This window comes from Dehalococcoidia bacterium, from assembly GCA_041649635.1.
Taxonomy (GTDB): domain Bacteria; phylum Chloroflexota; class Dehalococcoidia; order E44-bin15; family E44-bin15; genus JAYEHL01.
Window position 1 is genome coordinate 536,802 of record JBAZMV010000001.1, and the last position, 14,017, is coordinate 550,818.

Here is a 14,017-nt window from a genome sequence, read left to right on the forward strand (position 1 = left end):
TCTTTGATTAAAAAGGGGGACAGGGGGAGTTCGTCCCCGTCATTCCGGTGAAAACCGGAATCCATGCCGGGCGAGGGAACCTCGCCCCTACACGCTACTCGCTACTTACTAGACGGGGAGAGGGTCAGGGTGAGGGTCTATATCTCATACCCAGCTTTAAATCCGGCGGCTACGGCCTCCATGATACGGCCGCCGCTGGCAGCGCAATCGCCCACGCGAATCACATTGTAACCCTTGGCCTCGATATCCTTCGCCAGCGTGTCATCTGTGGCCAGCGGCAAGGTCAGCACCACGGTGCCGGCCTCGAAGAATTTCTCCTTGCCCTCGATGGTAGCCGTAACGCCCTTCTTTGTGATCTCGACGACTTTTACGTTCTTCTCCATCTGCACCTTGAATCCCCACAGCCGCATGAGAACAACCCAGCGCGTGGTGATGCCGATGTCGTAGCCCAATTTTTTCGACTTCTCCAGTATCGTTACGTTCTTGCCCAGCTCGGCCAGCGTGTCGGCCAACTCGCACCCGGCGAATCCGCCGCCGATGATGACGACGTTTTTCTTGAATGGGAAGGGCAGCTTAAGCGCCTCCCTCAGTTTCTCCGGGTCGTTCATGCTGCGCAGGGCGCGCGAGCCGAAGACCCACATCGCCCTGTTTGAGACTCCGCCCTTCCTGGGAGCGCGCCTCATGGCTTCGAGCATGTCATGGCTGGTGAGCACGTTGGGCAGGTCGGCTCCCGGGATATCGACCTTTGGAGGAACGCCTCCCGTGGCGATGATCACGACGTCCGGCTTCTGTTTATCGACATACTTGGCGTCGACCTCCCTGTCGAGCCTGATCTCCATGGGCAATGTTCTCACCTGGCGCACCATGTAGTTCAGGAACTTGGGCAGCTCCGGGTTCAGCACCTGGGCCAGCAGCAGCGCCCCGCCCAGCCGGTGGTTGCGGTCGCACAGCGTCACCGAGTGGCCGCGCTGCGCCGCGACCCGCGCCGCCTCCATGCCGGCGGGCCCCCCGCCGATAACGAGAACCTTCTTCACTTCCCTCGCTATCTTTATCTGGTAAACAGCCTCGCGCCCGACACGCGCGTTAACGGCGCAGGAGGGGCATTCGTGGCTTATAGCTGTATCGAGACAGCGGCAGCAGGCGATACAGTAGTTGATGTCAAAAAGCTGGTCTCTCTGCGCCTTGTTGGGCAAATCCGGATCGGCGACGAGGGCGCGCGCCATTCCCACAAGATCGGCTTTGCCCTCGGCGAGGATGCTATCGGCGTGTCTGGGGTCCCAGATGCGGTAGGCCGTCATCACGGGCACCTTGACCACCTTCTTTATCTCCTCGGCCAGATAGACGTACTGCCCCGGTTTGACCCACTGCTGCACCATGGGCGTGGACGACTCGTGCCAGCCGGTCTCCACATCGATGGCCGCGACCCCGGCCTTCTCCAGCTCGAACGCCAGCGGCTTCGTATCCTCGAGCTTGTTACCGCCCTCCATGAAATCCTCCGCCGATATGCGCACGATGATGGGATAGTCGTCTCCGGCCTTCTTCTTGCAGTCCTCGATGATCTCCATGAGGATACGCATGCGGTTCTCCGGCGCCCCGCCGTACTTGTCGTCGCGCTTGTTGGTGTAAGGCGAGAGGAATTGGTTGAGGAAATAGCCTATGCCCGCGTGTATCTCGATGGCATCGAACCCGGCCTTCTTTGCGATGAGCGCGGCGTCCCCGTACTCGCCGATTATCTGCTTTATCTCCTTGGCCGTCACCGCGCGCGCCACGCCCAGCCGCGCCGGCTTGTACCCGTCCGACGCGCTGACCAGCTCCGTGGGCGCGTCCTTGTGCTTCTTCCAGTCCTTCTTCCACTCGTAGGTCATGAGAAGCTGGGCGCAGACCCTGGCCCCACCCTCGTGCATGGTATCGGTGAACTTTTTAAGGAACGGCAGCAGCTCCTCGCCGTAGAGCGCGAACTCGCGTATGGCCTGCTCCTCCTCCGGCGTGACATCTTTTCTGCCCCCGTAGAAGGTCTTGGCCGTCCCGGTATCGTAGGTGTACATCCCGCCCACTATGAGCAGCCCGGCTCCCCCGTGCGCCCGCTCGGCGTAGTACTGCAGCACGTGCTCGCCACCCCCACCCGAGGCGTTGGCGCAGGTCATGACTATCCTGTTTTTAAGTTCCAGGTTGCCGATCTTTATGGGTGAAAAGAGGTGTTTAAGCTGAGCCATATATCTCCTCCGTTGCCGGTCGTAGGCTGAATCGCACTTGATATGGTAACCGTATGCGGCGGATGAGGTCAATAGGGGTGTTATTATCCGAAGCGGCTACTTTGCCGTTGCCAGAGCATGGACTTCTTTGTCCAGCGCATCGCCGAGGCGGTCTTTCTCCTTTTCGATGTCGTAGCGCGTTTGCAGGTTAAGCCAGAACCGCTCGGATGTGCCGAAGTAGCGCGACAGGCGCAATGCCGTATCGGCCGTGACAGCCCTGACGCCGTGCACGATCTCGTTGATACGGCGCGGCGGCACGTTTATCTCTTTGGCCAGCCGGTACTGGCTTATGCCCATCGGGTTCAGGAATTCTTCCAGCAGGACCTCGCCGGGATGGATGGGCGTTAATTTTTTTGCCTTCATAGGTTATCTCGGTCTCTTACGTTGCCAGCCAAATATAAAATGCGTTCGATACATATTAAACGTTATGCGGCGGATGAGGTCAATAGGGGGAGATCACCGGGATCAGCTCGCTAATAGCTTGCTGCCGAAAGAGTGAGACCTGGTTTCGACGGATTCGATTTCAATATCGGATAGATCTTCGTATTCCGCTTCCGGGGATTCGGCGGGCTTCCTGCCTTTGTGATTCTGTATGAACTCACTAGCCGCCACTTCCATAACCTCGCTCTTGGACATCCTCATCCTTTCGGCAAGCTCTCCGATTGCTATGTAGGCATCCATTTCCAGCGATATTGTTACTGTGAATTTAACCATGACGCGTCACCTCCTCCCTTGGGGCGATTAGGATATTCCTTTGAGTTTGGTTTGTCAATACGGTTTTTTGTTTTGTTGAAAAATTTGTGTAATTTTATTAAGACGGAACTCAGTTAACCCTTATCGCCCCCGCCGTGCATTTGCGCTCGCAGCCGCCGAGGTTGACACACCACCATCGCCGCATTAAAGTATTACCACCTCATATTTTCTTAAAGGGGGACCCATGAGAGTTGTCAGAATTCTCGCGATTCTAATCATAGTTTTTCTGGTAGTAGCGCCTCTTGCCTGCAGCGGCGGCGGGGAACAGACGGCCCCCCTGAACCAGATGGAAGCAGCCCTCCTGGAAATATTGCTGGACGATGAAACCTACAGTAACCCTTACTCGGAAGATACGTATGAGGAAGAACACTACGCCCGCGATCTGGAAGACAACCTGGAGGAGATGGACTACAACGTCAGCTTCCTTGTTATCCTCCAGTATGATGACGAACTGACCTGGGTGCCTTTGCTGAAAGTGTCCTACACGGATGACAGCTTCTCTCTGATCGATGCCGGAACCGACCTGATAGTGACTACGGACTACGACGGCGACGGGGACGGCACGGTGGAGACGTTGACCAACCAGACCTACGAAGAGATAGATGACGCCTTCGACAATCTAATCGCCACCGGTGAAGGCAACGACGGGCGGTACCTCATCTTCGAGTTCGTGGATTATGAAACGGTTCTTCTGTCGGACAAGACAGTGGGCAAAGAACTCGTGGAATTGTACAGAGCGCTGCAAGAGGATAATACAGACAAAAAACGATACATACCTCATCTGCATGACTGCGACGATTTTGCGCGCGAACTGGAGGACGCCCTGGAGGCCAGGGGTTTCCAGGTCCGCATAAAGCTTGTATGGTGGATGGATGAATCTTCAGAGGTAAAAGGGCATGCCATTGTAGATGTGGTCATAGATGATGTTGAGAACGGTGACATAGCCGTTGAGCCTCAGAACGACGGTTTTCCCGAGGAATACGATGATGACGGTGACGGTAAAATCGGCCGTTACTGGCAACCGTCGCTGATTCAACATCAAATCTGGTTCGAGCTCTGGAAGAAAGGCTGGTACTCGGGAAGCGACGGTAAATACTGGATCGAGGAGTACGAAGACTTCGACAATATACCATTTCCGCTCGACCCTACCATATACGAACTTGAAATCCCCGACCCCATAGTCCCCAGCGGAGGAGAAGCGGCGATAGCGCTAAAAATCTCATCCACCGCAAGTCATGATATGGAAGGCAATATAAGCTGTGACGGAGGCTACGTCGTTCCTTTAGACGACACGGGGCTCTATTACACATGGTACGCCGAGAGCGAAACAGGCGACCCACTCGATCCGGGAACATACAACATAATCGCCTCACTGACCGATAGGTGGCAGCGGACAACAACCTCCTCGCTTGCGATCGAAGTTGTGCCGCCGGACGCAGGAGGAGAAGACGGGGCGCCTCATGTCACGCCTACATCCACACCAACACAGGCTGTCGCGACAGCCACGCCTACCTTTGTCCCTCCCGAACCCGAAGAAGTCCTGTACGGCTATCTGTACATCTATACCGAGTGCGCCTATATGGACGAGCAATGCGTGAGCTGCACCATTTCCGCCGACTTCTACGGGCAGGACCTAACCGCCGGCGAGTATCCGGTGACCAACGTTATGCTGAAAGCAAACGGCCAGGTATTGCACGATTCAGGGACTATATCTGAAACACTGTACGAAGGGTCAGCCTCGCTGAGCGCCGTATGCGGACAAAGCTATAATTTTGAGCTAAGAGTCACGAACGACATCGGCCTGGAGAGCGTAGTCACACATGCTATTGTTGCGGAGGCTGCCGAATAGTGAGACACGCATAATCAATTAATCGTAATCGCCCCGGCTTCACACTTGCGCTCGCAGCCACCCAGCCTGTCGCATCTGGTTTCGTCCGTGACCCGGCAGACGTTATCCGCCTTGTCGATGTATAAAATCTTCTTGGGGCACATGGCCACGCAGGTGCCGCAGGCGGTGCAGAGGCTCTCGTCTATGACTACTGTCCTGTTCATTTTAGGTAGCTCCTTTAAATATGAGCTAATGATAGCAATGTGGAGGGTATGGCGGAATGACTTAAGTCACAAATTCAGCGGGCGCAAGGGTCATGAGTTTATATTTAACCAACATTTTTGTCTAATTCCCGCTGCCGCACCATTTCGAAGCAGTTTTTCCTATCAATGCCTAATAAGAGATGATTTACGATTCCGCAACCGTTCTCCTAGAAAACCACCCAGAGCACCAAATCCTGGTAAGACTAACAATTCAGCTATCAAAGCAATAATAACCCAACTAGCACTAACCCCTGTACTTAACATCCCGATGAGGGTATAGATTACAATAAATATATCAGCGATTAATGTCGATATCAGTCCGTGCAACGCCCCTCTATAACCTACACCAAATCCGACAACTAATCCTCCAATAACAGAACATATAAATGCTATACCAACCTGAACCAAAGACACCGTTTTATCATTGTTACCTGAGACAGCAACCATTACACCTATTCCAACAACACCTACGAATGTTAATGCTACTATAATAGAAGCACCCAGAAAGATTGATCTCCACCTCAAGCCTCTTCTAACTGCCAATTGCTGGTCAGCTACAACACCTCCGGCTTCAGAACTGTCTGATGAAGCTTTGGGAGTAGAATTGCTCAAATGGTCGAGGCTAACCAGATGACCACAGCTTGGGCATGATGTAGTCCCTTCTTCAATCTGCTTACCACAACTAGTACAGTATGACATTCTCTAAAGCTCCTTTATAAACTGAGAGTAGTTCCTTATAGCATAAGGATAGCATTAGTAATTTGATAATGCTTTATTATTAAAGCTAATGATTGTCAATTACGTTGCCTTCACCTGCTTGGCCTACGCAATAGGCAGATGTAGGACGCACCTGGAACTCTTCTCAATGGCTGCAGTGTCACTAAGCATGTGATCAACTCAAGATTTTGGTCATGAGTTTAGATTTATCCAACATTTTTCTCTAATTTCCACTGCCGCACCATTTCGAAGTAGCTCCTTCTGTCCAGAATTATGAGAAGCAAGGGAACAAGCATAATAATGCCGGGTGCTAATAAGTCGGCATTTGATAAATCGGAAAGCAGCCAGACAATATCGCCTGTCACATAGACGGATAGTAGAACTACAGCTACTATCCAACTCCATTTACTTTTCATACGAAGAGCAATAATCGGAAGAACAATCAATATAGTCATCACTACAATTGCAGGTATCATGATAATAAGAGCTAGATTAAATGCAGCGCCGTAAGAACCCTCTACCGCAGTTAGTATTCCTATTATCAAGATTAATACTACAGCCATCCCACATACAGCCAGCCACCACACCGCAATCTTAGTCTTGAGGGGTAGTTTTATTTTCATTATCGGTTCTTTTATTTGCATATCTTATTCACCCTTTTAGTAGTATGATATCTAGAGGATGGCGAGATGACAACAATCATACTTCCCCATCCAATTGTATAAAAACAACTAACCCTCTAAATGTTTTGTCTATGTGAGATTTCTATATGCCGCAACCCTTGATTCCCTATTTGTGAATGATAGTTACCTCCAGATAGTCTGTCCAGATACCACAGTTCCAAGGGAGCCCGCTCCTCTGAGCCGCTAAGAGAATACTCAGGTTTCCTGAGGCATCTATATAATCAGCGCAGTCACTAGCAATATTATTTGTCCATGTTACATCCCCGGTTACATTTCTCTGGTTATTAAGCGTAACCCATGTATTGCTAGACGATTTCCAAATCTTTTCAGTAGTATAGTAAATCGTTTCTCCCATGGTACCGTGCCCTTCCCATTTGACCTGGATATTTGAGATAGTCGCCGGGTCTTCCGCAACATTGAATATGAACAGTTCGGCGTTTCGGTCGAATGCACAACATCCTAAGCAACGTGAGATATCTGATCTCCACCGCACATTGTCCGACGAACTGACTGCTGAATATGCCTCAGTGCCACCCGCAGCGTATCCGTATGAATTTGCAAAGTCACCCGGGCTGTAAGGATGACCCGAGAGCCACTTTGTAAGATATATATCGCCTTCCCAGCACCACTTATTCACACCACCGCCACTGGCGAAGGTGTATGTTGCGGGATTTGCCACAAAGTTGGCTTGTATAGAGCAATTACCATTCATAATTATTATAGTAGAGTCAGCATTTATATCTGCGATTGTCTCCGTATCGCCTGTCCAGTTGACGAACTTATAGTAATCGTTAGGAATTGCTGCTAAGGCTACACTCTCCCCAGCAATGTAGCTGTAGTTTCCGATACCTGGTGTTGCAACTATGCCTCCATTAGAGGAAAATATGGTCAGATTATAAACATCGACTGTTTTGAAACCCTCGTTATTCGTATAGTCTTTCTCTAAAAAACCATTAAATGGGCTTACTACAACGTGGATTTCATGCTGGCCCGCTGTAATGTCCCACGAGACAGAGACGTTAGCCGTTTTACCGGCATTAACATCTATTACATCTTCACCTATTAACACATCATCCGCAGGTTCTCCATCAAAGAAGAATATGGAAGCATTGACCGCATTTGCTTCTCCTATATTGCTGACCATTGCCGATATCGTCACGTTTTCACCTGAGACTAGCACATCATCAGAGAAGCTTATATCCGAGGATTCAAGAGTTAAATCTGGGTAGTACTCTACCCAGATAACAGCAATAGACTGTCTGGCGAATTCAATTCCATTGTCCATCCCGTTGGCAAATATAGTGATTTTATACATTCCAGATGTTGTTGTATTAGCATAGGCGTTGGCGTATATCCCGTCGTTAGCTTCCCCATCACCATGAAGACCATCGTCATACAAAGCAAGACTCTCAACCGATTCTTCGGGCCTCTGTATCTCCGTGCTAACCGACGCCCCGGTCAGTGGCGTGCCATCGTTCTTTAGTTCAGCCACTATGCTGATCTGTTCTCCCGGATCATACTGGTACTTCGCGAGGTTGCTAGAAAGCTGTAAAGTGGTTTCGAGGAAAGTCAGAACCGTATAATCTTCGCCTTCCGCTGATACGTTTACCGCAGCTATATTAACTTGCCATATTCCAATCTCAGGATTTAAAATGGTATATCCCTCGATTGTAGTATTGCCATCCTGATAGTGGGAAATGTTTGCGTTGTCTTCAGCACCGGATGGGTCGATCGTAGTGCCACTGGGAGTGGTCAAGGTCAGGTCGAGATCGCCGGAGAGCCAAGCTAGGGCAAAGGTTGCATTTGATGTAGCGCTAATCAGGATTTCATGCGATTTCTGCTCGACAGAAAAGATCTTGCCTGAAATCATAGGGGCTAGTTGAACGGCGGTTTGTTGAGGGATGCTATTATCATGCTCAGCTTGCACGAGCACTGAACTCTGCTGAACCGCGGCAGAAGCATATGCAGTGTCACCCTGCAATATATTCAGCACCATCTGGAACGTTTCGTCTTCATTAATTTGAGCAGTATGATTATAGGGTACCTCTTGAAGATTTACTCCATCCAGTCGCACACTTTCCTCTGCTACAACACCATCGTTAGTATTCCACAAAAAGAATAACCAAGTATACCACCAGCCGACTGTCCCAGCGATAGTCTCATGATGAACTGCGGGATTTACTATGTCAATTCCAGAATAAAACAACGGATTACCATAATTTAACTCGTTTAGGAATGGACTATAGGGTATCATTTGTGCGCCGGCAACGCCCCCTGCAATTATTCCTAACGGTCCAAGTATGTCCGCACCAAGCGCAGCTAATGGAGTTCCATGATTCGGAGTACCTATCATAATAAGGTTTCTGACATTATTACTATAGCCAAAGCGTGTATACCACCTTGATACCAATCCCCCCATGGAATGACAAACCAGGTCTACCTTGTTTGCGCCAGCTTTCTCAGAAATGAAAGCGGCGAGGTCACCTGCGTACCAATTAATGGGTCCCCATGCAATACCATGTGGATTCAAATCAATGGCAAACAAGTTTACATCTCTCTCATAGCCATTTCCTTCTAGAAATGCAATCATGTCCTCCCATTCACTAGGAGATGAGGCCCATCCATGTACCAGAATTACCGGTGTTGTTGGGGCTGGAGTGGGTGTGGGCGTTGGCGTTGGAGAGCTAGGAATCGTGTACCCTATTAGTAGCTTTGGTTGTAGCCAAGTGTCTTTGTAATATTCCTTACTGCAAAAACCGGCGTCACTATGAGCATTACCATGCACAATAGCTTTAACTAGTAATTCAACCGGTATACCTCTGTCTCTAGAATCATTGACGATATCGATAATATCCCATTGCACAAACCCCTGGGAATCAGAGGGAACCATCATTACCGCCCCTGCAGGATTAGAGGTTACATAATCGCCACCCTGGGTTATCCAGTTGGACCCCGTTTTGTATACATTGTAAGTAGTCTGCAATTCTTCCCAGTCAGTATGCAACTGCTTATATACGCCTACCGGTATATCAGAGGAACCATCGAAATTGAAAGCATATAGTGCTAAATTTGCAAAGTATATCTCCGCATCTGCAGGTATAGATTCCAGACTAAATTCAATTAAAGAGTTTAAGTCTGCGGTAGGGCTATTGTTCCATGCCACAAAACTTATCGCGTTGCCATTATTCGCATCAGGCCCCCAATTCGCACAGTATCCAATAGCAGTATCTTTTATTGCCGGTATTATTAACCCCACTGCATCAGAAGCCTCACTGAGCGTTAAGCTATTTGAGTTGAAAAGTAAATTGCCATCAGGATTAAGTAAGAATTCGGTATCAGGTGTGATATCGCTTACATTCGACCACCAGTGTACATCCTGTATTGTAGTAGTTGCATTATCAGTCGCGATGATGGGTGCAACAAACACCAATGTTATTGCACTTAGCATTATTGCTAATGCGACTATTGAAAACAGTAACTTTTTAATCACTCTAGCCTCCTTGATTCACATTTGTTAGATTTTTTATAAACTACCCATATAAGTCTATTAGTTGGTTGTTATGAGGCTAATGATAACATTAATTAAAGGTCATGTCAAAGGTATCATTGGAGTATAAGAGCGGGTGATTTGTTCGTTAATACTCGCCGATGGTAGAATTTGCCATTAACAAACGATGGGAATATACTATCGCCTCGTCAGCAGACTCTTAATCGTACTCAGCGGCCTCAGCGTCATCAAGGCCGTGGGCAGCTCAAGCTCGGTCTTGCCGCCGGCGAGGGACATGTTCACTTTATCCACCGTGGGTTTAAGCTCGGCCAGGCGGCCGTCGTCGCCGCTGAACATGATGTCGTCTATAAGCTCCAGCATCTCGCGCCCGAGGAACAATCTTTTCGCCGTCGCATCGGCCTGCGCTTTGGGGATGATGCCGTGCTTCTCTTTTAATCGGTTCATAGCTTCTTCGGCGTCGTAGGCAGTGGAGACGATATCGTCGCGCGGAAGCCAGCGCGTCTCGTAGTTCAGGTGGTACTTCCAGCTCGGCTTGGTGATGGCCTGGCGGTGCTCCTCCACGGTCTTGCACAATAATCGATAGCCGAAGCTGTCGGCGTGTTCGAAGGCCAGGCTGCCGGGATCGAGGAAGGGAGATATCGGCGCGGTGAACAATAGCAATCGTTTATCGTTGAACCTGTCCCAGAGGTGGGCGCAGTAATCGACGGTGGACATGAAGGAGGCGCGGTCCTGTTTGGGGATGCCCAGCATGTAGAAGATGTCCATGCGGCTGCACCCGGCCTCAAGCGCCCACTGCACCGTGTCCTCGAAATCGGCGTCGCCGAAGTTGCGGCCGCAGGCTTTCCTCAGCTCCGGGTCGTGCGATTCCGGCGACCATTCAAGACAGAAGCCGGGACAGACCTCGCCCATGCGCTGGAGCAGTTTCTTCGGCGCGGGGTTGAATAATTCCATGATGATCTGATTCTTCGGGCGATGCTTATCGAGAAGGTCGAGCACTTTGTACGCGTAGTCCTCGCCGGGCTGCTGCAGGTCGCCCAGGATGAATATGGGCCCCTTGCTGAAGCGCTCGATATTTTTCACGTCGCGGACGACGGCCTCGGGCGTGCGATAGGCGGGCTGCTCGCGCTTGAAGCAGTTGCGGAAGGCCGCCTGCGAGGCGCCGCAGATGACGCAGTTCTGCGTGCAGCCGCGCACGGTGAGCACGGCGGTGATGGGGTATTGCAGCCAGCGCTTGAACGGCAGGTAGCCGGCCAGGTCGCGGTAGCGTATCACGGAGCGGATGACGTTGTCGTAGTGGCTGATGAACACATCGTCGAGGGAGGTCGGCGCGTGGGTGAGCGGGTTCTCGTGCACCGCGCCCGATTTATCGCGCCAGGTCACGTTGGGCACATCGGACGGGTCGGCCTTCTTCACGATGCAGTCCATGAGGCGCTTCACCGGCTCCTCGGTGGTGTCGCCGCGCACCACGTAGTCGATCTCCGGGTAGTTCATCAGCTCGCGATGGAAGTACGATGACGACAGCCCGCCGAACATTATCTTCGAACGCGGGTGGTATTTCTTCACGATGCGCGCGATCTCGATCGAGCCGTGGCAGTGCACCATCCAGTGCAGGTCGATGCCGAAGACGGGCGCATCAAGCTTTTCGATGAACTTCTCGACGTCGAACCTGTCGCTCCGGAGCATGCGCACGGCCAGGTTCACGATGCGCACGCGGTAGCCGGCGCGCTCCAGGTACTCCGCGATGCTGGCGATGCCGATAGGGTACAGCTCGAAGACGGGAGTGGAGGGCACCTGGTCGCTGGTGGGGCCGTAGAGTATGGTCTTCCTGCGGAAGTCGTACACGCTGGGCGCGTGGAGCAGTATCAGGTCGGTCTTGGGCACGTTCGTTTTTCCTCCGGGTTAATGATAACCGACACGAATGGAGGGGTCAACGGAGGGCAGGGGCACGGTCCTTCCATGATAGTGAGGCATATGGAAGGATGCCCCGCTAGGAATACGCGGAAGGACGACGTGGCAATCCCATTGATTTTTGGCATATGTGGAGGAGATTGCTTCGTCGTTCTAGAATATGACTCGCAATGACAGATACGAGGTGTAGGGGCGAGGTCTTCTCGCCCGGCGTGAATTCCGGCTGGAGTTTACCCCGTACTCCGATACGGGACCGGAATGACGGGGACGAACTCACCCCATCCCTCTCTTTATCAAAGAGAGGGTATTTGAAAGAAAGAGGTTAAGGAGAAGCTCCTTCCGGGGGAACCGGGGGTGTCCCCCGGATTTCTTTAAGTCCCCCAACGTATGGGGGATTTAGGGGGTTCGGACTGCTATCGGCCAGCGACAACTTGAGATTGCCAAGTCGTTACGCTCCTCGCAATGACAGATACGAGGTGTAGGGGCGAGGTTCCCTCGCCCGGTGTGGATTCCGGTTGGAGTTTACCCCGTACGGCGATACGGGGACGGAATGACGTTACGGCGGTGGGCGCAGCCCACCCTACGACTAATGTAGGGGCAGACCTGCGTGTCTGCCCGCAGCGGGCGAACACATAGGTTCGCCCCTACCTGGTGACCGACATATCGGGGGGGGCACAGGGGATTGACCCATCGATGAAAAAAACACGAACGTGAGCGCATCGTCTTTTGGCTGCCTAACATAAAAAGTGCTAAAATATATATCGGAGATAACATAATCATGATCGAGTTGCATAACCTCAGACAGACATTCGACTGGGACTGCGGGGCGCAGGCGCTCCAGACTGTCATGGCCTACTACGGCGTGGATGCGCGCGGCGACGAGCTCATCAATCAGTTGCCTTCCAACAAAACCGGCACCCGGCCCAAGGACTTGAGAAGAGTCGCACAGAAATACGGCTTCAAGGTGAAGTCCGGGCCCGGTTGGACGCTGGAGGACATCAAGTGGTATGTGAACTCGGGGATACCGGTGATAGTCCTGCTGCAGGCATGGGCCGAACGGCTGATGACGCTTGAGGACTGGGCCAAAGACTATAAGGACGGGCACTACGCTATCGTGATCGATACGACCAACGAAATCATAGTTTTTGAAGACCCGTCGTCTTTCCGCAGGACATGGCTTACCGAGGGCGAGTTCATGACCCGCTGGCACGATAGATATCCGGAGACGCACAGGAAGGTGGAGCGCTGGGCCATGGTGCTGCTGGGCAAGGAGCCAGTGCTTCCCTCCCCGAAGCACATGGATTGAAGACCTTTGAGCCGATATTTGCCGTCGTGCTATACTTCTAACCATGAATATCCAACCATTTATTGAAGAAGCGATCGCCAATTTCATCCCCGACAAGGATAACTACGTCGTCGGCTACGCCGACCTGCAAGACCTCATCAAGGACAAATATCCTTATAGATACGCCACAGTCATCGGCAGGAAGCTGGACGACAGCGTAATCGACTCCATCGCCGGCGGCCCGACGCTGGAATACTTCAACCTGTTTGAAAGCGTCAATAAAGAGTTGAGTCGTATCGTCGCACAAATATCGAGCGAGATGAACGCGCGCGGCATCGACAACCGCCCCATGATCGCCACCGGCGACGACAGTAATCGTGACGCAAACTACGAGGTGAACCTGCGCTATAAATTCTCTCACAAGATGGCCGCCACGGGCGCCGGACTGGGCTGGATCGGCAAGACGGATTTATTGATATCGAATAAATTCGGGCCCAGGGTACGCTTCGCCAGTGTGCTTACGAATCACAGGTTCCAGAAAATCGGCGAGCCCATCCGCAAGAGCAAATGCGGCTCGTGCACCATCTGCGTTGAGAAATGCCCGGCTCAAGCCGCCAGCGGCAGACTCTGGGATACGACTGTGCACCGGGACGAGTTCTACGACGCTCATAAATGCAGAGACATGTGCAAGCATTTAGCGATGACCAGAATTCAAAAAGACGCTACCATCTGCGGCATCTGCGTATCGGTATGCCCCTTTGGGAAGAAGAAAAGACGGGATGGCCCCACCGCTCGGTGAGGTGTTCTTCACCTCGCCGAA

11 protein-coding genes are annotated in these 14,017 nt (G+C 51.7%); 3 read left to right on the top strand and 8 right to left on the bottom strand.

The genetic code is table 11. The annotated features are described in order from the left end of the window. Positions 1-137 precede the first annotated feature (137 nt). The 3 genes from WC562_02605 to WC562_02615 form a co-directional block, all read right to left on the bottom strand. Positions 138-2,213 (bottom strand): FAD-dependent oxidoreductase, encoded by a 2,076-nt coding sequence (locus tag WC562_02605; protein ID MFA5055049.1) that lies wholly within the window; start codon positions 2,211-2,213, stop codon positions 138-140. A gap of 96 nt (positions 2,214-2,309) precedes the next feature. Then, a complete protein-coding gene (locus WC562_02610) occupies positions 2,310-2,615 on the bottom strand; it encodes a HigA family addiction module antitoxin (GenBank protein MFA5055050.1) in 306 nt (101 codons plus the stop codon). A 102-nt stretch (positions 2,616-2,717) separates the two neighbouring features. After that, positions 2,718-2,966, bottom strand: a complete 249-nt coding sequence (locus tag WC562_02615) for a ribbon-helix-helix protein, CopG family (GenBank protein ID MFA5055051.1) — start codon at positions 2,964-2,966, stop codon at positions 2,718-2,720. 223 nt (positions 2,967-3,189) lie between these two features. Between WC562_02615 and WC562_02620 the strand changes: the two genes are divergently transcribed. Beyond that, positions 3,190-4,854, top strand: coding sequence for a hypothetical protein (locus tag WC562_02620; protein MFA5055052.1), 1,665 nt, complete (start codon positions 3,190-3,192; stop codon positions 4,852-4,854). 14 nt (positions 4,855-4,868) lie between these two features. Here the strand turns inward: WC562_02620 and WC562_02625 are convergent, their stop codons facing one another. From WC562_02625 to WC562_02645, 5 genes are all read right to left on the bottom strand, one after another. Continuing rightward, a complete protein-coding gene (locus WC562_02625) occupies positions 4,869-5,057 on the bottom strand; it encodes a 4Fe-4S binding protein (protein MFA5055053.1) in 189 nt (62 codons plus the stop codon). A gap of 162 nt (positions 5,058-5,219) precedes the next feature. Next, positions 5,220-5,795 carry a zinc-ribbon domain-containing protein gene (locus WC562_02630; protein MFA5055054.1) on the bottom strand — a complete coding sequence of 192 codons (576 nt, stop codon included), beginning with the start codon at positions 5,793-5,795 and terminating at the stop codon, positions 5,220-5,222. A gap of 224 nt (positions 5,796-6,019) precedes the next feature. Continuing rightward, positions 6,020-6,457: a hypothetical protein gene (locus tag WC562_02635; GenBank protein ID MFA5055055.1), complete on the bottom strand. Its 438-nt coding sequence runs from the start codon at positions 6,455-6,457 to the stop codon at positions 6,020-6,022. A 145-nt stretch (positions 6,458-6,602) separates the two neighbouring features. Further along, positions 6,603-9,986, bottom strand: coding sequence for an alpha/beta fold hydrolase (locus tag WC562_02640; protein MFA5055056.1), 3,384 nt, complete (start codon positions 9,984-9,986; stop codon positions 6,603-6,605). A 195-nt stretch (positions 9,987-10,181) separates the two neighbouring features. Next, positions 10,182-11,885, bottom strand: a complete 1,704-nt coding sequence (locus tag WC562_02645) for a TIGR04190 family B12-binding domain/radical SAM domain protein (GenBank protein ID MFA5055057.1) — start codon at positions 11,883-11,885, stop codon at positions 10,182-10,184. 805 nt (positions 11,886-12,690) lie between these two features. On the opposite strand from WC562_02645, the gene WC562_02650 reads away from it, so the two are divergent. Both WC562_02650 and WC562_02655 read left to right on the top strand, forming a co-directional pair. Then, positions 12,691-13,218, top strand: coding sequence for a cysteine peptidase family C39 domain-containing protein (locus WC562_02650; protein ID MFA5055058.1), 528 nt, complete (start codon positions 12,691-12,693; stop codon positions 13,216-13,218). Between the two features lie 43 nt (positions 13,219-13,261). Next, positions 13,262-13,996 (top strand): 4Fe-4S double cluster binding domain-containing protein, encoded by a 735-nt coding sequence (locus tag WC562_02655; GenBank protein MFA5055059.1) that lies wholly within the window; start codon positions 13,262-13,264, stop codon positions 13,994-13,996. The last annotated feature ends 21 nt before the right edge of the window (positions 13,997-14,017 follow it).